Genomic DNA, 21,812 nt, shown 5'->3' with positions numbered 1-21,812 from the left:
AAAACATCGTTAACTGCGCTAGCAAAAACTAATTACGCGTTATTTGGTTATGCGACTGCTGCCATTATGTTCTTAAGGTTTTCGATTGGTTTAAGCCTTTTTTTAATCAACACATCTTCGTTTATCTTAAGGATAATACCTTTCAGTAAATCAGTAGTATTTTCTATGTGCGATAGTGACTTAAGATGCTCTATGTCTTCGAAAATCTTACGCCCTTTTAGCGATAGGCGCTTTTCTGATCTACCTTTTGCCAAGTCACTTTGAAGATAACTCGCTATCTTTTTCGCTGACTTTTCATCTTCAGACAATGAGTGAATGTAGTACTTCATCATGCTTGGAACAAAGTCTATAGTTGCACCAATTTCCATTGTCGCTAAATTTAGAATATCGATTAAATGCGCTGGTAAACGTCCTTCCACTGGCTTTCGCTTTGCTTCATATTGACGTTTAACCGCAGGTGTAGATTGGTGAGGTAACACAGTCACACTTTCACACTTATCACATACCCCCACCAAGACCTTTTTAACCACACCCGTACCATCACTGAAAGGCACATCTCTTAATTGAAATGTCGCATTTTCAAATGACTGGCACGTATTGCATGCCGCTTTCTGCGACTCGCCTACTTTGAAAATTTTCATATCTTTTCCTTAATGATGGACGCTAATAAAAACGCTATTCGGCTCTACGAAATACCATTTAACATACCAATTATGGCCGGCTAGCCTTGTCTTAATTACATGTACTGTAATACCGCTATCAAAATGATGAACGCTGGAAGAATAATCGTTTCTCTGCTCATGGGAAACGCATCCTTTATTTAGACAATCAATGACCTGTCGCTTTATTTCCTTGTAACCCATCAAGCACCCCAAATGTACGCCAACTTGCGTACACTTTCAAATTAAGCTTTCAATAAATTTATAGTATGAAAAGTAGGAAGGGGTATGAAGCTGGTCTGTGGTATAGGTTTCTGATGAGTGTTTGAATGCAGCGCGAGCAATAGCCTAAGACATAGCCTTAGACATAGCCTAGTTACTCGCCTGCGCTAACCACTGCTTGCGCGCTTCCTCAAGCGCTGCTTCATCGGGCTGTTCGTTGCCCGAAATAGCTACAGCAATTTGCTGAATAATTGCGTCGCGCTTTTTAATCAGCGCATCAGTGCGTGGAAATAAATCTTTGGCTTCAGGATATTCAGCCTTCAACGATACAACATCTTCTAAGGCATAATAGCGCGCTTCAAATGCTTCGTTATATAGCTGACGTTTAGCATTAAATACCACGTAGTCTTTTGCGGTTTCCGAATTAAGATAATCCAAATCTTCTGCAGATAAATTAGCGGCCTGCCCTACTTCACGGGCTTGCTCCATCCATGAATCTACAGCTTCAACATTCCCTTCTTTAACAGCTTGCTTTACACCTTGCTGCAAATCGCTGGCGTGAAGAATTTCCATCACTGTAATAAGCGGAACTTGCGCTGCGTCTTGATCTCGCTTGTCTGCATCTAGCGACAAATAAGCAAACCATGAAAAGGTAGCGGCAATAATAATAGCAAGAACGACAAGTGCTTTTTTCACACTTTCCTCCAAAAACATTGCATATAGAAATCAGTGCGGGTGCACTGTAAAAAAGAAGCAATACAAAAAAAGCGAGAGATCTCGCTCTTTTTCAGTATTGTAACGACCTAAAGATTATTGGTCGACAGGCTCAGAGTTTTCAACTCGGCTTTTCAGTTTTTGACCCGGGCGGAATGTAACCACGCGGCGCGCTTTAATTGGAATGTCTTCGCCGGTTTTAGGATTACGGCCAGGACGTTCGTTTTTATCACGCAGGTCAAAGTTACCAAAACCTGACAGTTTTACTTGCTCACCAGATTCCAGAGCGCCTTTAATCTCTTCGAAAAAAAGCTCTACCAGATCCTTCGCATCACGCTTGTTAATGCCTAGTTTCTCGAATAGGTGTTCAGCCATCTCGGCTTTGGTCAATGCCATAGTTTACTCTCTTAACGCGGCCCCAAACTCAGATTCCAGACCTTTAACCACAGTATCTACAGCTTGCTGAATTTCAGCTTCTTCCAAGGTTTTATCCGGATCTTGTAAATGAAGTGACAAAGCAAGGCTCTTATAGCCAGGCTCAATTCCCTTGCCTTTGTACTCATCGAACAAGTTTAGAGCAACTAGTTGATTTACGCCAATATTTTCTATGTAAGAAAGAACATTTCCTACACGCACTTCATCTTTAACCGTAATAGCAATATCACGGCGATTCGATGGGAAGCGCGATACTGGTACGGCTGACGGTAATTTACGATCGGTAATGGCATCTACCACTAGTTCGAACACAAATACGCGGCCGTTGACACCAAGCAATTTAGTAAACTGCGGGTGTATAGCACCAATATAGCCAACTTCTTCATCATTAAGCAAAATTTTTGCCGTCATGCCAGGGTGCAACGCACTATGTTGCCCTGTAACGAACTGGAACTCACCGGTTTTACCTGTAAGTGCCAACAACGCCTCAACATCGGCTTTTGCATCGAAGAAATCAACCGGGCTATCGCCCAAGTCCCAATGTTCTTCATTACGACGCCCTGCTACTACACCACCAATTACTTGCTGTTGCAATACACCATTAGGCGCATCTTGTTGAGGAATAAAGCGTAATCCGGTTTCAAACATGCGAACACGTTGTTGCTGACGCTTCTGATTATAAGCAGTAGCACCTAGCAAACCCGGCCATAAACTTACGCGCATTACCGACATATCAGATGAAATTGGGTGTGGTAACACCATGCCTTTCACGTCTGGGAACAATGCGTTTTGAATTTTAGGGTCTACAAACGAGTAAGTAATTGCTTCATTGTAGCCACGGCTAAGTAGCAACGACTTCATAGTGTTTAGCGGCAACTTAGCTTCTTGCGAAGGTAGCATTGCTAGCGTAGCTTTTGGCGCCACGTTTGGAATGTTGTTGTAGCCATAAACGCGCGCAATTTCTTCAATCAAATCTTCTTCAATTGAAATATCAAAACGATAGCTTGGTGCAACCGCTTCCCAGCCTGCTTCAGTTTGTGTAACGTCTAAACCAAGGCGGTTAAGCATTTCTGTTACTTTTGCATCGTCAATGCTAATACCTAGTACACGCGCTAAACGTTCGCGATGAAGCGTAACCGTTGCCTGCTTAGGTAGCTTGTCTTCAGCCACAGCTTCAACCACAGGGCCAGCTTCACCACCACAAATTTCAAGAACTAGTGCAGTAGCGCGCTCCATGGCTTTACGCTGAAGTAGCGGGTCTACACCACGCTCATAGCGGTGTGAGGCATCGGTATGCAAACCGTACTGACGGGCACGGCCCATAATGGCATCACGGCTAAAGAACGCACTTTCAAGCAAAATATCTTGGGTTTCAGTAGTTACACCAGAGTGTAGGCCACCGAAAATACCCGCCATTGCTAGCGCTTTGTTGTCATCAGCAATAACTAACGTATTGCTTTGCAGCTTAGCTTCGGTTTCATCAAGTAGCGTAAGGGCTTCGCCTTCATTCGCCATACGCACGTTAATGTTGCCTTCAATGCTGGCAAGGTTAAACGCGTGCATTGGCTGGCCAAGCTCTAGCAATACAAAGTTAGTCACATCTACAATGGGGTCGATGCTGCGAATACCGCAACGACGTAGCTTTTCAACCAACCATAGTGGCGATGCTGCTTTTACGTTAACGCCTTTAACCACACGGCCTAAATAACGTGGGCATGCGTCATCCGCGCTTAACGTAATTGATAATTTATCATCAATAGTAGCCTCTACAGATGCTACTTCAGGCTCGCACACGTCAAGGTTATTAAGCACGCCTACTTCACGGGCAATACCGCGAATACCCAAACAATCTGCACGGTTTGGTGTTAGGTCTACTTCAATAGCGTTATCATCAAGACCAAGGTAATCGCGAATGTCTTCGCCAATAGGGGCATCGGCTGGAAGCTCGATAATACCGTCGTGGTCGTCGCTAATACCTAGCTCAGAAAAGCTACATAGCATGCCGAATGACGGCTCGCCGCGAAGCTTCGCTTTTTTAATTTTAAAATCGCCTGGCAATACTGCGCCAACAACCGCTACCGCTACTTTAATGCCCTGACGACAGTTAGGTGCACCACAAACGATATCTAGCAGTTCATCGCCACCTACGTTAATTTTAGTTACGCGCAGTTTATCGGCATTCGGGTGCTGACCGCACTCCACTACTTCACCTACTAGCACGCCTTTAAAATCGCCTGCTACTGGCTCAACGCCGTCTACTTCAAGGCCAGCCATGCTCAACTGTTCAGACAGGTCATGTGCCGACAGCGACGGGTTAACCCACTCTCTTAGCCATTTTTCACTGAATTTCATGTGTACTCTCTGCCTTAGTTGAACTGCTTAAGGAAACGAAGATCGTTTTCAAAGAACGCGCGCAAGTCGTTAACACCGTAACGAAGCATAGTTAAGCGCTCTACGCCCATACCAAAGGCAAAACCTGTGTACTCTTCTGGGTCGATACCCACTGCTTTAAGTACATTTGGGTGCACCATGCCGCAGCCTAGTACTTCAAGCCACTGACCGTTTTTACCCATAACGTCTACTTCAGCTGAAGGCTCTGTAAACGGGAAGTAAGACGGACGGAAGCGAATTTCTAGCGACTCTTCAAAGAAGTGATGTAAGAAGTCGTGCAGAATACCTTTAAGGTCGGTAAAGCTAACGTTCTTATCAACCATCAAACCTTCCACCTGGTGGAACATTGGCGTGTGAGTTTGATCGTAGTCGTTACGATACACGCGCCCTGGCGAGATAATACGCAATGGCGGCTTTTCCGCTTCCATGGTGCGAATTTGAACACCAGAGGTTTGCGTACGAAGCATCATGTCTGGGTTGAAATAGAAGGTATCGTGATCGGCACGCGCTGGGTGATTCGCAGGAATGTTCAGTGCGTCGAAGTTGTGAAAACCATCTTCAATTTCAGGGCCGGTCTTTACCGAGAAACCAAGCTCACCAAAGAAAGATTCAATACGCGCAATAGTGCGGCTAACCGGGTGCAAGTTACCTGGCTTTTCTGTACGACCAGGCAAAGTTACATCAATGGCTTCTTCGGCTAGCTTTTTGTTAAGCTCTTCAGTGCGTAAAAACTCACCTTTTGCAGAAATAGCTTGCTGAATAACCTGCTTAGCTTGGTTAATCTTTTGGCCTGCGGCAGGACGTTCTTCGTTCGATAACTTTCCAAGCCCTTTAAGTAAGTCGGTAAGTTTACCTTTCTTACCCATGAATTCGACCCTAACTTGGTCTAATGTGGCTGCATCTTGTGCAGCGTCAATCTGGCTTTGTGCCTGATTGATAATAGCGTCAAGCTCCATGTTTTCCTCAATTTACATGATGACTGCATGGCCAAAGCATAGGAAGAATTTTTCTGTGCGCTAAGGCTTGCCTGAAATAAAAGCGGTAGTTTACACGAGTGACAGACATTACCGCTACCCTATATAGCTGATAATGGCGAAATTTTGGTGAGTGGATAATAGAAATCGTGAGAGAGAAGCGATTTCTTGATCAAACATATGGGATTTAGTGCACAATCTCTTCAATCAACTTATTGTCCGCAGAAATGCCTTGAACATCTCTTCACATTCTTTAATATCTCCTAAGTAAAAGAACAAAAGCGTTTTAAATATACAGGGATAGTAGAATGCAGATAAGGAAACCGCTTCCATCAAACCGCACATACGAACAGGTACTCAACCATTACCAAGTTGAAAAAAACCTCGCTTCGCAGCTAAAAGCTGCAAACAGAGAGTCACGTAAAGAAATCTACAGCAAAATGTATGATGAGCTGTTCTCAAAAGTTCCTGACCATCCACGTTTAACAAAACGAAATGATGAAACTGAAAGTCGTAAAAAAGTAAGACATAGAATGGCTTTTATAAAACGCTTTCTTAAACGAGATAAAGTATTCGTTGAATTTGCCTCCGGAGATGGCAGGCTGCTTAAGAAAGCATCTCAATATTGCCGAAGGGCAATCGGTGTAGACATATCTGACCAAAGGGACGAAAGCGAACATTTTCCAGAAAACACCTCTGTTGTAGTGTATGACGGCTATGATTTATCTCAAATAGAAAATGAAAGCGTAGATTTAGTTTTTAGTGACCAACTAATTGAGCATTTACACGACGAAGATGTTGAACATCACTTTATTATCGTTAACCAGATTTTGAAAAAGGGCGGAGCTTACGCTTTCAGAACGCCGCATGCCTTTTGTGGTCCACACGACGTATCTCAATATTTTTCTGATATTCCGGAGTGCTTTCACTTGAAAGAATGGACATTTGAAGAAGTTAAATCGGTAGATGACATGGGCTTCGAGCAGGTTAAATATTACTGGAGCGCGAAGAACATTCACGTGCGGATGCCCCGCTTTTACTTTTCAATAATGGAAACCTTTCTGAAAGGCGTAAACTCCTATAAAGGTCGTAAGATTGCGCAGTTATTCTTACCTTCTGTCACGTGTGTTTTGGTGAAGTGACTGCCTTTGTACTTGGTTGATAATAGCGTCAAGCTCCATGTTTTCCTCAATTTACATGATGACTACATGGCCAAAGCATAGGAAAAATTTTTCTGTGCGCTAAGGCTTGCCTGAAATAAAAGCGGTAGGTTATACGAGTGACAGACATTACCGCTACCTTATATAGCTGATAATGGCGAAATTTTGTGGGAACAAGAGTGAACGTCAGATATGACATATGCAAAGCTCGCCTCGAGGTAAGGTCTCATTTTCGTTTATTTTCGTGATAAAGCTCTACCAAACAGCGATTAATCTTGGCATTATACTATTATCGAGTTCAGCCTTACCCACTCGATTAACTTACCGCCTTTAACAGACTAAATCTGTTGATTTACTTAAAGGGATTTAGATGTCTTCATCAGCAGCTCTTGTTATATTTTTATTCGCTTCTTTAGTACTTATTTATCTAGTTAGTCAGTTTTCCACGGTTAACTTCGGCAAACTAAAGGTTTCTGATGCTCCAGATATAAAAAACAAAGATGTCTCGATAACAGCTCTACCCCTTCTATTAATATCCTGTGCCGTTTCGATTTGCTTGAGTACATATAACTTCACAGATTTTAGTGTCGACTACGACTCCATGTCCGTTCAACTAAACTTTCTTATTAAAGATGAAATAAAATTTCAAATGTGGAACGGCAGGTTCTTTCCCTTATCTCATGTCGACAATGCAGTTCTGCTCAAGTTTTTTAAAAGTTTTAGTGCTTTAAAAGTATATCTGATAGTTCATTTTATTCTTCTAATGACACTTGCCTACTTTACTTTTGATTTTATTCCTAAAAACAGGCGTTTTGTGCTTCTAAGCTTAATCGCCGTTTCTCCCCCAATTGTTAACATATATTCTTCAGCAATTTACTCTGAAAGAAATATCCTTCTCTTTCTTGTAGCTAGTACTCTCTTTTTACGGCTAGGTATAAAAGAGGTATTAAATGCTAAATTAGCTTTATTTTTCTCAGTGTCATTATTTTTCATATCTCTTTATTTCAAAGAAACTACGATACTGTATTTAACTTCATTCCTGGGCTTAATCTTCATTTTAAGAAACTTTGAGGCTTTGAAAGCTTTTAACTACAAAGTTATTTCAGATTATATAAAAAATCCTTTTGCTCACGTTGAGGTTATATTCCTTTTACCTTGCCTGCTCTGGTTTCTCTCGTTCTTTCTTCTGGGAGGAGAGTTGAACCCTGAATATGTAGCCAAAAGAGATAATAGTCTTACAGAATACGTTAGTGACAATTTTATAGAGTTGACTTTAATTTCTATCATCGCAGTATTTATGACTGTAAGAGCTCGATTTGACCTATACGCTGTTCTGATACTGTCCTGTATGCCCATGGTGCTCTACTGTCTATTAGTGAGCCAATCAATGGGGGCCTATAACACATTTACTTATTATAATTACTTAATATATTTAGCTTTTTCTATATACATCGTATGTACGAAAACGAGCAAATTTGTAATTATTGCCCCTCTAACATACATAGCTTTTACGTTGTTAACTATTTCTGGCTTTTTTGTGTTTACAGAGGAAGTCAATAAGAGAGATAAAATTGTAAGACACGCAGTAGAAGTAATTAAAAATGAAACATTGAATATTAACCTTGAAGAACCATGGAAAGAGCGTAACTTGGCAAGGTTTATTTTGTACAAAGCCAGTCAAGGAAATATAAATCACTTAACAAAGCACGATTTATTCTGCAAAGACAGCAATCTATATAATGACAAGACTTCATGTACTATTAGTGAGCAGCCACCTTCTTGCCGGACACTGATTGATGCCAAAGAGTCAAAAGCGCAACCGGAAGCACTCAAAATTATTAACACAAACTATACACATTGTGAATAATGTGTGTCGAATTAGATATTTATTGCTCTACAACTTTAAACAAGACAAACAGACAATTGATAGTACGTGCTTTCACGATAAAGTTGGAACTACGAGCGAGTTAGTCGAACTGCAAAGGCACCTTCGCCTACGCTTGATTTTTAACAACTTCATAACTATAAAGGTATCTACCAATTGATTTATTAGTTATTTTCCATATAAATAAAGCAAAAAAAGTGCACATTAACGTTAAAATAATCGGAAAAAATAGTGAGTAAACAACGTGCCCGCGACCTGACGCAGTAGGTAAGCAAATTATCCAAGGGACAACAAATACCGCAGAAAATTCAATTATAGGCCTGTGTATTATATAGATAGGCAATGTATTCTTCCCTATATACGAAAGCACTCTGAATTTAAATCCAAAAGAAAATAACTTGATTACAGTTAGAGTCACAATATAAATTGAAAATATACTTTCGAATGTTTTATACCTAAGGCCCATAAATTGTGTAATCAGAAGTATTACCATTCCTACTGTAAATATAAATAGATTATCGCGCCATCTTAGGGCCTCTATTTTATGAAATATAAGTTTTCCCCAAAATACACCGCCGACAAAAAAGAGATAACAAAATGACATATGACCTAAGTCATATTTCCAACCCTTTATAAGAGATACCGTGTTTAGGAACAGTGCAAGAGCTAAAAGAGACAGAACTTTGTTCCTAAAAATTTTTGTTACTGTGAAAAAAATAACTAAAGCATACAGATACCATAGAGTACTTCGACCGAGGGAAATAGCTCGGGTAATCCCTTCTATCTCTATTGTATTAAAAAGCTTAGCCATGGTGAGATTGTCAAAGCTCATTTCATTTATCAAAAGAAAGGAAATATTAAGTATTACCAGCCAAATAGCTATTATGTATATATTAACACCTATTTTTGAGTGAAAGGTCTGCCCCCAGGATTTAACCAAGACTGATCTACTAGCCAAAAAGCCCGAGATGAGAAAAAAGAGAGGCATTCGTAGTGGTACCAAATTATATGCAATGAAAAAGTTTACTCTGTCGAAAATAGTCTTGTTGAATATCTCTGATTCAAAAGGTACGTTATATCCCATTAAAATGACATGGAAATACACAACTAGAATAATACTGATTCCTTTAAGAGCATCTATCCATTTCAATCTTTCTGTCACATCATCCTACCTTTGGAGCTTCCCGTACCCAGTTTTAGAAAGTTGTAATAACGATTATGAATACCAAATCGCCTTAACTTATTCATTCGCTAACTAACTTTTATCCCAAAATAAATTACTGTTGAGGCAATTTTATCGAAATAACTGGTTATCATTTTTTCTTTTCAGTTACAGAGAGCTGCATCTGGTTATAATAGTTACAATAGCTATTCACCTGTTTCTCTGCTTAAACTTACGCAAAAAACCTAAAACACAATGCGCGATTCCAAATGATTACCTATATTTGGCAGATACAGATAAAAACGAATGTTTCTATTTATTGTTACTTCTTAAAATATACCTAGGGCGCTTTTTAGTTTCTACGTAAATGCGACCTATATATTCTCCAAGAACACCTATCCCTATAAGTTGAACTCCACCTAGGAAAAGAACAGATACCATTAATGACGGGTATCCCGGAACGTCATTACCCCATATAAGCTTTTCAACAATCATCATCAAGCCGTAGGCAAATGCCAGCGAAGAGATAGCGAAGCCAATATAGGTCCACATTCTAAGAGGTACTGTTGAGAAACCTGTAATCCCCTCTAATGCCAGATTCCATAACTTCCAGCCATTAAACTTTGTCGTACCAGCTGCACGTTCATCGCGAGTGTATTCTACAATTGCGGTTTTGCCGCCACACCAAGATAAAATAGCTTTCATAAAGAGATTACGCTCTTCAAGCTGAATAATACTTTGAACTATCTTTTTATCTAGAAGCCTAAAATCGCCAACGTTTTCTTCTATTTTAGTATTGCTTATTTTATTGTGGAAAGAGTAAAACCACTGTGCTGTTTTACGCTTGAGGTAAGTATCTGAATCTCGATTGGCACGTTTAGCGAGCACCATTTCGTAGCCCTCTCGCCACTTAGCAATCAACTCATGGACAACTTCGATTGGATCTTGCAGGTCAACATCTATGGGAATAACGGCGTCACCATCACTGTGCTCTAAACCGGCAAATAGCGCGGGTTCTTTGCCAAAGTTTTTTATGAAGGAAAGTGCTTTCACATTTTCATCACTAGCAGCTATTCGAGAAATGATTTCAAGTGTCTTGTCAGAACTGCCATCATCTATAAAAACGACCTGTACCTGGTACTGACTCAGCTCTGCTTTGACTTTGTCATAAAAGATGTCAATGACTTCCTCTTCGTTGAATACAGGAACGACTAAAGAAATTTTTTCCATGGCTTTGCCTAGACCTCTTTGAAAACAACGTATTTTGAAAACAGAAAACCGATGACCAAACTCGTTCCAGAGAATAATATTAATGTTACCAAACCAGGTAACTTAAAATAATCTGAAGCTAACCCAAAAGTGAAAGCAATAACACCCATAAACGCGGTGAAAGTCACGTACCTTTTTAATGAAGTCTTCGATTGAAATGTGTACTTGCCATTTACGTAAAAAGAAAATGTAACAGCTGTTGCAAAAGCAAATAAATTTGAAAAAGACTGCGAGAAATCAAATTTCAACAATACGTAGAACGTTATCCAGTGTATTGCGGTGTTCACAATACCTACTGTTAGGAATTTAGAAAAAAGTGATAGTAGTGAATGACTTCCTTTCTGAGCCAAAACAGTTTCCTTAGATGAAAAGTTTTTCGGCACGATTATGCATCGAATTACGTAAATTAATTATAGTATTAGTCTATGACACATTATACGATAAGACTAGGTGCTTTCTAGGTATTTATAAAAATCATTTAGTTAATAATATGACTTTTATCATACAATATTTTAAATTTTGCTACGCCGTCGAGACACTTAAGTTAAAAAAACATTAAATTAACAAAATGAAAAAAATTTTTCTATAATTTAGATAAGCGTAATGTAAACTATAGTTAAGAATCAGAATAGAAATATACTCTAAATTACAGGCCCGATATTGATGGGTTAAGAACTATTGCAGTAGCTTCAGTCGTTCTATTTCATTGTGGTTCTTCCAGCCTATCAGGTGGTACAAGCCAATATAACGGTACTATTCTAACTAGCCTTTTCGTCGCGAAAGTGGACAAATCAACATTTCTAGATGTGAGATAAATAACAAAGCCACTAATAACAAAAAAGAGGGCAACACCAAATTGTCCTACCGAAAAATTAAAGCCATCGATTTCTTTAGTGCCATGCCTAACAATAACTAGGAATGCTGCCAGCCCTCTGAGAATTTGAATCCCGTCAATCATAGGTTTGTTAACCATAACCATTTCCCTACCTCCCCATCAGAGACTGTCTAACAACTTTAGGTAATATATTTGCAGCCTTATACATCATAATTGGAACAAGCACACCTACAAAAAGCCCTACGATGAATAAAAATAACTGATTATCTAACCCGAGTTTCGTCAATAATGTTCGAGCACTGGCATTAGCCATCGGATGCCATAGATAAATGGCATAGGTATAGACTCCTACCCACTGTATTGAAGATAATTTCGGAACAAATTGATAGCAGGTGACTATAAAACTTGTTGACACTACAAACCATAGGAAAGAGGCGTTAAATGGCAAGTTAACAACTTTTAAAAATAGGAGCGCTTTTAATACACACCCTAAAGCAGTTATCAACGCTGCAGTGTAGATAACTCTTTTCTTCAAAAACAATTGCGTATGCTGATAAATAACTATTCCTAAGATGAAATAAGGCGTCAATTCAATAGCTTCTGCGATTCGTAAGAAATCTATTTCTTTTACCACTCTCGAAACTACGAAAGTAACTGGTATAAGAATCATGTAGGTTGTAAGTGATGGTTTAAATAGAACTTGAATACCACCTATTACTACAACCATAAGAAATAGAGCATATAAGTACCACAAATGCATATAACCATGTAAAAGCGCAGTAGTAAGCTCCCCCACTTCTTTACCTATCAAGCTTCTCAAATAGAAATATATAATCGAAACCACTAAGGCTGGGACTAATAAAGTAGAAACTCGATTGAGAACAATTTTTGGGAATTCAAGCTTGTTTGGTGCCATAGCAATGAATAGCATACCGGCAAGGGCAGTAAACAATGGCATTCTAATTAAGTCTAATATTTGAAATGCAGATCTATATGGCGAATCCTTGGCTATATTCAATCCAAAGTCTGGTGTACTACCAAAAACGTGGTAAGCCACTACCAAGAAACAGACAATCGCTCGCAGCGTATCAACGTTTGCAAGCTTAGCAACCTTTGGTTTATTTGAAACGGAGCTTTGTTTAACATTATTAGCTAATTCTTGTAGTTCTAGAATTTTTAAATGTACCCAATTTTCTGGTAGCTCACCAATAAGCTCTTCTAGGTAAATAGAGACTTTCACGTAATTTAAAGAGTCACCTCCTAAATCTGAAAATGACTTATTTTGATCGATTTTAGCCGCTCCGAATATCTCTGAAAAAATACCTATGACCGAACTCGTGTCAGTTTCTGAATTTGTGGAAGCAATGGCCAGAATTGAAGCGTAGTCTATTTTCCCTGTTTGAAGCGTTGGAAAATTTTTACCGAAAACAATCTGAATACTACTAGTTGGTATTTTTAAAACTTCTGACAGATGCTTTTCAATTAAATCAGACTTTTCTTTCTCTACTGTAAAAACAATCAGTTTGTCGTCATGCCCTGTAGCAACACAGTTTAATTTCTCTGCCTTTAAAATAACTTCAACTTGATCAAGGCTCACGCGGTTACCGAACAATTTTATGAATCGGCTTTTCCGTCCTGTGATCACAAACAATCCATTCTCTAATTTCTTAGCGATATCACCGGTCATTAAGCAACTTAACTCTTTACTCTTTGACAAGTCAAAGCGGTTTCTTGCGTAGCCCATCATCACATTAGGCCCAAAATAGGCAAGCTCGCCTTCTGCTCCATCGACTTCATCTTCACCCGCTTCATTTAGCACTTTCAGCTCACCACCGGGAATAGCTTGGCCTATTGAGTCTGGGTATTCAGAAGCAATTTCTGGCGATAAATAAGAAATTCTTGGGGATGCTTCAGTTTGCCCATACATCACAAAAAACTTCATACTATTCTGTTTCGCAAAGTCCGAAAACTCGATTACTTTATCTCGACTTAATTTTCCACCGGCCTGCGTGAAATACCTCATTGATGGAGGTATCTTTGTCTGGTAATTAGTTCTTGATAGTAGTTCGTAACTATGTGGAACCCCAGCGAAGCTTGTTGCTTTTTCTTTATCACAGAGTTGCCAAAACTCATCATCAACTACAGAGTACTGGTTAAAGAGAATTGCTCCTCCCATGTATAAATGGCTATTAACAATAGATAATCCATAGGAGTAATTTGTCGGAAGATTGACAACACCGACATCATCAGTTGTGATATTTAAATATTCAGCAATCGACGCCGCGTTCGATGTCAAATTACTGTGTGACAATTTCACACATTTCGGGCTTCCAGTAGAGCCCGAAGTAGACAGCATAATGCATAAGTCATCATTTAAAATTGCAGTTTCATTATTCTGTAGTGCAATCGAAATTTCATTATCAGTATTTACAATATAACGTGCACCGTACAACTCACTAAAATGCGCACTTAAGTCTGGCTTATCATTGGGTAATAGTAACGCAACATGATTTCTCATTAATGTCGCTAAGTACGCAACCAGCCAATCAATAGACGGGTTACATTCCAATATAATTACACTTCTTTCACTACAGAAATTTTCACTTACTTGCTTAGCTTCTAATAATAGCTCTGCATAAGTAACACTGCGATCTCCATCCTTCGCAGCTATATTGTCGCTCGGGTGTTTATTAAGAAATGATTCTAAGTTTTCGAACACGTCACTACTGTCCTTTTCAATGTGTCGCACAAAAAGCTGTTGTTATACGTTTTAAATAAGTATTGATATTTAGTAGTTAGATAGAGTTCTAACGCATTAATCTTTCAAGAATATTAAACCTCAGATACACGAAGGGCATTATTCGCCTTTTTGAGTACAGAATAGCAAAGCTGAAATTACGCAAGATTAGTTCCACTTTATATGCTAATGCTTCGCTAGGTTAACTTTCCTACCGTGCTTAAAATATCGCTGCCTACTTGCTAGCTATTACCTTAACCACTACCCTTTTAAGTGTGACAACTTTTTCTTTTTACATCTATCAAGTGGACGGGGCATCTATATGGAATATTGTAGAATCTACGCCAAAGCCTGGCTTATTATCTTACTCTCACTTTTTCTCATCTCTTGCGCTAATCATTCGACTGAAAAAAGCCGAGAAACAAGCGCCTTTCAGCCAGGTGAAAAAATCTACGCATATCTTGAAACTAATACTGGACCAGATCATAACATCGAAAGCGTTTTGAAACATTACACTGGGGACGAAAAGCTAGTACAACTTATTGAAAAATATGATACTAGTATTGCAAGCCTCTATGAAAAAAAAGTGTTTAACTATTCAGATTCACGGAACCAAAGCAGCATTGGTGGGGACATTAGTTCACTCTCCTCGGCAGAAGTCACAGCACTTTTTGCATTATTTCCTTTAGACACCGCCAAATGGATGAGGATCGTATCAACTCATTCAATGCTAAGCAAAAATGAAATTTATGAATCTGCTATTGCGGCTGGGTTAGATCCATCAATAGTGTTCGCTGCCTCGGCATCGGGCTTTGCCGACACTGCCACTCCTCTTATTAACTCTATCGGTATAGTTATTTACGGTCAGGATGAAGATAGTGTAGCCACTGTCCAGTTTAAAGCGCATAACGAAACAAATTGGCAAAAAGGGTTAGACTTGTCTTGGGAGCCAATTTACGGCTCCTATGCTGGAAGTTTAGTGTATCTTGAGGCAGACACAACTTATGACATTCAAGTTCAAATTACGAATGTTAATGGCGACATTGCGGAACATACCATTCAAACTAAAACAAAGGCCAACACCCCACCTATTGATCCGAGCAAAGTTTATTACTTATCAGAGATTTATTCAGGCGGACAATTGGACCTAGAAGCCTTAAATATAGCGGGAAGTGTAAATGGTTACGCAAAAATAATAGGTGACGGCCCAATAATTGATGCTGGAAGTGATGTACTTTCAGCAGTGAATATTGGAAACAACTCGTACGTAATGCTAGAAAACCTCACCGTCAAGGGCGGGCAGCGTTACGGTATATTTGCTAAAAAAGCACATCATATATGGATCAAAGGCTGCAACGTATCTGAGTATGGCAGAGAAGCCGTTGATATTAGAAACGGTAAAGCTTACTCAAGCCCTACTAGCAGTTCTCCCATAAACTACGACTCTGGCATTTATCTAGAGCGAAGCGGAATTGCTGTAATTGAAGAGTGTGAAATACATAGCCCCAATCTAGGCGCAAACAACTGGTCAGTTGGTCACCCTAAAGGTGCAAACGCGCTTCAAGTTTGGGCATATCACGACAGCAATGAGTACAGGGGTGAATTTATAGTAAGAAATAATCGTTTTTACGGTGCTCCAAATCACAGGTTTAATGACGTCATTGAGGGTCGAATGAATTTCGAACGGCGCGGTGGCTTTGTCCGTAATTCTGCAATTTATGGCAACTACCTAGCCTATGCCAATGATGACTTAATCGAAATTGATGGTGGCCAGCAAAACGTGTTGGTGTATAACAATGAAATGGAACAGGGGTATGCAGGGGTTAGCGTGGCGCCAAACATGCTTGGACCTAGCTACATATTCCATAATCATATACATAATTTAGGTGACGACAGAGGAAAAGAATGGACCGCTATTAAAGCAGGCGGTTTGATGTCAAAGCCAGGAGGAAGAACCTATGTATTTGAAAATTTTATAGATGTAAATCGTAATGGAATAGCTTCATCGGGTGTCAATGGTGATAGTACATTTTGGATTACTTCACAGAACAATATGGTTTTTACAAAATATAAGAACAATAACGTGGGTTACTGCATCCTCGATAAGGAAAAATACATAGGCAGTTCATCAAATAACGACCTCTGCTATAACGAAGCAGCTATGGATTCGAGATACGATTTTGATTTGGATAATTTGGTCGAACACCCTTATTCAGATAACTATGAATACATTGCGCAATTAAAAAATACCAACGCCCCTAAACTAGAGGTACAAGAGGAATTCAGAATTCCAAACTTTTCACCTACTGGGAACCCTATTTTATCAACGCGACCAAGTGTAACTTCTTGGCAACTTAACGCTTACGAGATAGAACACTCTGGCTTTGCTAATCAATACAGATATGGTGCTACCGTAATTTCAGAAGACAACACCGTAACGCTCACTGGTAATAATTGGCGAATGTTTCCTGTCGACTTCACTTTAACAAAAGATTCAGTTTTAAGTTTGGTTCTGGAAGTTGAAGGGAACCCAGACATTGTTGGTGTAGGTTTCGAAACCGATAACAAATTAAGTAGTTCGCGAATAGTTAAGTTTTTCGGAACACAAGCTTGGGGTATCAGAGCAGAAACATTTTACGATGTGAATGCAGGGGTAGTGTCATTTCCGGTAGGTAAATACATAACGGGTGAAGTAGACTACTTCATACTTGTGTTGGATAACGACAATGTTAAAAGCTGGAAGAATATTGATAGAGCTAACTTCAGTGACATCACAATTACAGAAATTAAATAGTTCGGTTGACTATGAAAGTGTTAGTAAAGATCCAAAGGCGAATCAAAATTGAACAATATGAAAGTAATACGTTGCTAACAACCTTTATGAAAAGATATTCAACTAAGTACAAGAATATTGACCAAAAAAAAACCGCCTAGGCGGTTTTTTTATTTGATATGTTTTACTACTTTTTTAGGCGTCTAGCACCGATGAAAAATGCTCCCATCAGTGAAAGAAGTAGAATTGAAGGCTCATGCACTTGAGTGGCATTGCTAGATGATGCAGCATTAAACGCTTGAATATTTTGATCATTTAGAACCAACAAATCTCCACCAAGAATATCTGACGAAAACGCTATGCTGCTTTGACCACCACAGCAGTCTTCTGCCCATACTATGTCAATTTGTGTCAGACCGATAGTTGTTGCATCAACGGTTTGAACAGACGAATTATTCCATGAACGTCTCCACCAAAGGTTCTGTTCTGTGTCTAAAACGTTAACACCGTTGATGTAGATTTCTGCACCATAATCGGCGTCAAGTCCAGCAAAGAGTGTAAATTCGACAAGAGATGAGAAATCGAACTCAAAAGATACAAGTGAAACAGACTGAGTTTCAGAGTTCACCATATCAAACGAAGTTACATTAGAGGACGTTACTGACGTACTGTTGTTAATATAGTCCAATAGACTCTCGCTTGGGTCAAACGTGCTGTCTACTGCGGTAAATTTATATTCAATTAACGCTGCATGGGATACTGTCGTTGTTAGCATAACCAATAGCGCTGCTATGTACTTCTTCATTATTAACCTCGATAACTGTTTGAACTATCACTAACTGATAAACATTAAAGCAAAACACAGGCCAACCCAATATTCAACCTATACATCAACAACTTACCTAAAATTCAAAATAAAGATTAATTAGAGTGTAAATTTAGCTGACACCAAAAGTTTAAATATATAATCCTCTTCAAACTTGGGGCTTTATTGAATGGTGAATAATTTTGTCATCAAGATAGGTGCTAGCTAACCTCGATATTACTAAGGATTCATTTCGGTAATTTTTACTAGGTCATCGATCAAGGTTTTTGCGTTAAACTCTGTTTCTACCTTTACTCGCGCCTGTCTTCTTATATCAGTTAAATTTTTATGTTCAATTATTTCTACTAACTTTTTTTGAATACCATCAGCACACTTTTCAGGTACCAAGAAGCCAGTTTTTCTATCTTCTATTAGTTCAGGAATTCCGCTGTGATAAGTTGATAAAGCAATTACGCCGCACGACATAGCCTCCATTAATGAAACGGGTATACCTTCTTTGTCGCCGTTGCTATCACGTATTGAAGGAAGTAAAAATACATCCGAAGATGCAAGTGACTGAGCAACATAATCAGAAGACTGAGCGCCTTTGAACTTAATACGCGAACCATTTACATGAGCCGACGCTAAAGACTTTAGCTCCGGAAGTTGGTTACCATCTCCAACAATATTGTATTCAACATCCAAGTCAGAATCGAGTATCGCTTCTATAGCATATTTAAGACCTTTCTTCTCTGTAGCCCTCGCAACAGAAAGAACGCGTAAAGGCTTACTGATTGCTTTATCGTTAAACGTAAACCTTTCGACATTCACCCCCATATGCAAAACTTTAGTTGAATTTTCTTTAACGCCTAAAGAGATTAACTTTTCTTTCCAATGGTTACTTATTGGTAGTAAAACCCCTCCAAGTTTGCCGTATTCATTTTCCCATACTTTCAATTCATCGTATCGGCTTATTTCATATCCGTGGAATATAGTAAACTGCCTGTTGCATTTTAAAAGCTTGGCCTGGCGAAAATAATCAAATATGACGCCGCTACTACCGAAGTGAGCAATGCATACACTCGCATTTATCTCTTTATTTCTTAACAACCAAGCAATCGAGAGGATTTCTTTGGCTAGAAAAAAGTTTTTCTTTTTGACAAAAGAGAATGCAACTTTAACGAGCTTAAGTCGGTGTACTGATGTTAATGAGTAAAATAATCCTAGTAGCGACCAAACATAAAACATTTTAGACTCTTTATATGGCTTAAGGTAACTGACTTTTTCTCGCCAGTTACTGCCAAAGATAGAGCGAAGAGTAACTTCTGCTTCTATAGTTGGATTAACACTAAGAACGTGAACATCCATACCCCTCGCAATGAGGTCTTTTACCTGGTTTAGAACAAACGTCTGAGATAAAACAGGGAATGATCTAACAAAAAATAACACTCTTTTGTTATTAGACATATTAAAAGCCTTTTACTCTTTGAATAGAAGATTTTATTTCTTTGTATTGAATAAATAAAAGTAATGAAGCTCCGACCGTAAATAAGGCAACTAAAGATTCCTTAAGCAGAAAGACATCTGGAACTACCCTAGTAATAAAAAACCTTGTGATTAGTAACGGAACGGTAATAAATGATACAACTATAAACATTGCACCAAACGAAAATTTGAATGTCACGTTGGCAATTGGTCCAGCAAAATAATAATTGACTAAAGGGAAAAGAATCGTTTGAAAAGCGAGCATGCTCACCACTAAATGCAAAACTCCATAACTTGAAGAAAAATAGATAACACATGCATTTGGTATAAGAATGGCTATATTCCAAATAAAGTGCTTCCGAGTTTGGCCTGTAGCCTGAACAAGCGGCCCTACCAAATTTGAACTAAAGACTCTAACAAACCAAAAACAGGAAAGAAGAGCAAATACTAAATATTGGGAAGAGTACTCTTCCCCAAAGAATAGACTAACTACTAGTTCTGGGAAAATAATTAAAGGGACATAAATGAATGCAAGAACAAACAGCTGTAAAATATAAAAGTCTTTGTATGTTCTACTGAGCCTCTGTAAGACTTCTTTAATCTCTCCAAACGCCGGCAACGCTACTTTGTTGATTACTGGCTGTAATGCCTGGGCGGGCCTGCTTGCTAGCTGCTTAAGTACGTGATATATCCCTAACTGACTGCTGGATAAAGTAATAGAAAGGATGATAACGTCTAACTGCCTGCCGAGAATATTGAGGGCTTGAGAACCAAAATCAAAAATACCATAATTAAATGCCTCTCGGTAAATAGACTTGTTTACATGAAGTGAAAGATTCATATCTTTGCTCAGTACAGCCATAAAACCAATCAATCTAACCAACTGGTATATAACAACACTTCCGACCAAGCATAGTAATCCTAAATGTGTGTTGCTGATTGCAAAAATAAATGAAGCTGTTTTAGCAATAATATCAACCTGTGCAACGCGCTTATGCTTAAAACACTTCATTCCAACAGCCTGATATTGTGAGGCTAGAGAAGATATTACCAACATTAAGGTCGCAACCTTAAGTTCTTGTATTATTTCTTCATAGCCAAGCGCTGTCGCTAATATTGGTGTAACTAGGTAAAAAACTACGCTGAAAACACTGCCAATTCCTAGTGCTAAGTAGTAAATCGCATTATTAGTACTCTGATCTGCATCTTGTCTAAAAATAAGGAAATTTGAAATACCTCCAAGTGCAAATGCAACAAATATCTCCATTACCATGTTAATAACGGCAAACTGCCCAAATACAGATGGTGCGAGAATTCGCGCCAGTACAGCAAGCTGAATCATTGTTAATGCCAGGTTAACAATAGTAGATAATGTCGTCCATGAAGTAGCACTTACTATCCTGCTCAATTTATATTATTCCTTTTAGCTTCTTGTACTTTGTTGACCAGCTGTGAGCTTCACTATTTCTGATAACGATACAAAGAATATCGCTGATATGATTCCAAAGACCGACAACCTTTGTTTAAGGGAGGCTTCATTCGAAAAAAACACAAGAAGCGTACGTTTGATATATAGTTTAACGGCCTCCCAGAGCAGCTTTATGGACTTGAGCTTGCCGTCTGTTTTATCCCAAGCGCCACCGATAACCCGCCTTCTTTTCTTAAGAATTTCTTGCTTATTTCTGGCTGGGTGAGCAACTACTGCCTGCTTACAAAAAACAACACTTAAATCATTGTTAGTAAGTCGCTTTGCCATATCATGATCTCCTCCCGATTTAAGTTTGGCGTTGAACCCACCTAAATCGAGAAGTGTCGCTTTTTTCGATAGCCAATTTGCTGTGATGCAAACGCCTTTCCTCGCATAATCTTCTTGATTCATTGAGAAAAAGCTCTCGTATGCTAGAGATGCATCATCAATAGTTTCAGCGTCATCTTTGAAAAAGCTAACATCACCCGCGACTACACCTATATCTCTCTGAGTATCGGCACACTCAATAAGCGAAGCCAACCAGTTTTTATCTGGAACGCAATCAGAGTCTGTAAATGCTACGTAGTGTCCTTTAGCAACCGAAAGCCCTTTGTTTCGTGCAGCATAGGAACCAGGCTTAAGCTCTTGTAAAACAGTGATACCTTCAATCCCTTGAATTTCTTCAAAAGTCCTATCTGTAGAGCCATTATCGATAATTATTATTTCGTAAGCTTCAGGAGCAAACTGTTGATTCTTTAGCGCCTTAATGCATTTAACAACTCTTCGTTCATCATTCCATACGGGAACAATTACAGAAACTTTTACGTTTGAAGTCATG

The 21,812-nt window shown here is 39.0% G+C and carries 17 protein-coding genes; 3 read left to right on the top strand and 14 right to left on the bottom strand.

Going from position 1 to position 21,812, the window contains the following annotated elements; all coding sequences use genetic code 11:
• Nucleotides 1-47: 47 nt before the first annotated feature.
• The 5 genes from ACXAGV_RS07525 to pheS form a co-directional block, all read right to left on the bottom strand.
• Nucleotides 48-641: a hypothetical protein gene (locus ACXAGV_RS07525; RefSeq protein WP_474872714.1), complete on the bottom strand. Its 594-nt coding sequence runs from the start codon at nt 639-641 to the stop codon at nt 48-50.
• A 390-nt stretch (nt 642-1,031) separates the two neighbouring features.
• Nucleotides 1,032-1,577, bottom strand: a complete 546-nt coding sequence (locus tag ACXAGV_RS07520) for a hypothetical protein (RefSeq protein WP_474872713.1) — start codon at nt 1,575-1,577, stop codon at nt 1,032-1,034.
• A 114-nt stretch (nt 1,578-1,691) separates the two neighbouring features.
• Nucleotides 1,692-1,991 carry an integration host factor subunit alpha gene (gene ihfA, locus ACXAGV_RS07515; protein ID WP_012518129.1) on the bottom strand — a complete coding sequence of 100 codons (300 nt, stop codon included), beginning with the start codon at nt 1,989-1,991 and terminating at the stop codon, nt 1,692-1,694.
• Nucleotides 1,992-1,994: 3 nt separating this feature from the next.
• Complete coding sequence (gene pheT / locus ACXAGV_RS07510; protein WP_474872712.1) at nt 1,995-4,382, bottom strand: phenylalanine--tRNA ligase subunit beta; 2,388 nt, start codon at nt 4,380-4,382, stop codon at nt 1,995-1,997.
• A 14-nt stretch (nt 4,383-4,396) separates the two neighbouring features.
• The gene (pheS, locus tag ACXAGV_RS07505; protein WP_015066912.1) at nt 4,397-5,377 is read right to left on the bottom strand and encodes a phenylalanine--tRNA ligase subunit alpha; all 981 of its coding nucleotides are present in this window, start codon (nt 5,375-5,377) and stop codon (nt 4,397-4,399) included.
• A gap of 326 nt (nt 5,378-5,703) precedes the next feature.
• Here pheS and ACXAGV_RS07500 point away from each other — a divergent pair, with 326 nt between their 5' ends.
• The gene (locus tag ACXAGV_RS07500; RefSeq protein ID WP_474872711.1) at nt 5,704-6,537 is read left to right on the top strand and encodes a class I SAM-dependent methyltransferase; all 834 of its coding nucleotides are present in this window, start codon (nt 5,704-5,706) and stop codon (nt 6,535-6,537) included.
• 388 nt (nt 6,538-6,925) lie between these two features.
• Entirely contained in the window at nt 6,926-8,422 is a 1,497-nt protein-coding gene (locus ACXAGV_RS07495; protein WP_474872710.1) for a hypothetical protein, read from the top strand.
• Between the two features lie 127 nt (nt 8,423-8,549).
• Here the strand turns inward: ACXAGV_RS07495 and ACXAGV_RS07490 are convergent, their stop codons facing one another.
• From ACXAGV_RS07490 to ACXAGV_RS07470, 5 genes are all read right to left on the bottom strand, one after another.
• Entirely contained in the window at nt 8,550-9,602 is a 1,053-nt protein-coding gene (locus ACXAGV_RS07490; RefSeq protein WP_474872709.1) for an acyltransferase family protein, read from the bottom strand.
• 312 nt (nt 9,603-9,914) lie between these two features.
• Nucleotides 9,915-10,832, bottom strand: coding sequence for a glycosyltransferase family 2 protein (locus ACXAGV_RS07485; RefSeq protein WP_474872708.1), 918 nt, complete (start codon nt 10,830-10,832; stop codon nt 9,915-9,917).
• Between the two features lie 8 nt (nt 10,833-10,840).
• Nucleotides 10,841-11,254 (bottom strand): GtrA family protein, encoded by a 414-nt coding sequence (locus ACXAGV_RS07480; protein ID WP_474872707.1) that lies wholly within the window; start codon nt 11,252-11,254, stop codon nt 10,841-10,843.
• 320 nt (nt 11,255-11,574) lie between these two features.
• Nucleotides 11,575-11,844, bottom strand: coding sequence for an acyltransferase family protein (locus ACXAGV_RS07475; RefSeq protein WP_474872706.1), 270 nt, complete (start codon nt 11,842-11,844; stop codon nt 11,575-11,577).
• A 10-nt stretch (nt 11,845-11,854) separates the two neighbouring features.
• Entirely contained in the window at nt 11,855-14,425 is a 2,571-nt protein-coding gene (locus ACXAGV_RS07470) for an AMP-binding protein (RefSeq protein ID WP_474872705.1), read from the bottom strand.
• Nucleotides 14,426-14,765: 340 nt separating this feature from the next.
• On the opposite strand from ACXAGV_RS07470, the gene ACXAGV_RS07465 reads away from it, so the two are divergent.
• Nucleotides 14,766-17,237 carry a right-handed parallel beta-helix repeat-containing protein gene (locus tag ACXAGV_RS07465; RefSeq protein WP_474872704.1) on the top strand — a complete coding sequence of 824 codons (2,472 nt, stop codon included), beginning with the start codon at nt 14,766-14,768 and terminating at the stop codon, nt 17,235-17,237.
• A 166-nt stretch (nt 17,238-17,403) separates the two neighbouring features.
• Here ACXAGV_RS07465 and ACXAGV_RS07460 read toward each other — a convergent pair whose 3' ends face one another.
• The 4 genes from ACXAGV_RS07460 to ACXAGV_RS07445 form a co-directional block, all read right to left on the bottom strand.
• Nucleotides 17,404-18,021, bottom strand: coding sequence for a hypothetical protein (locus ACXAGV_RS07460; RefSeq protein WP_474872703.1), 618 nt, complete (start codon nt 18,019-18,021; stop codon nt 17,404-17,406).
• Between the two features lie 240 nt (nt 18,022-18,261).
• Nucleotides 18,262-19,488, bottom strand: a complete 1,227-nt coding sequence (locus ACXAGV_RS07455; RefSeq protein ID WP_474872702.1) for a glycosyltransferase — start codon at nt 19,486-19,488, stop codon at nt 18,262-18,264.
• A gap of 1 nt (nt 19,489) precedes the next feature.
• Nucleotides 19,490-20,914: an oligosaccharide flippase family protein gene (locus ACXAGV_RS07450; protein WP_474872701.1), complete on the bottom strand. Its 1,425-nt coding sequence runs from the start codon at nt 20,912-20,914 to the stop codon at nt 19,490-19,492.
• A gap of 15 nt (nt 20,915-20,929) precedes the next feature.
• Nucleotides 20,930-21,811, bottom strand: coding sequence for a glycosyltransferase family 2 protein (locus tag ACXAGV_RS07445; protein ID WP_474872700.1), 882 nt, complete (start codon nt 21,809-21,811; stop codon nt 20,930-20,932).
• Between the last annotated feature and the right edge of the window lies 1 nt (nt 21,812).

The sequence above is a fragment of the Alteromonas sp. ABH4_453 genome (assembly GCF_056160665.1).
Note: the sequence above shows the minus strand (reverse complement) of the source record. Positions and strands in the feature narration are given on the sequence as shown.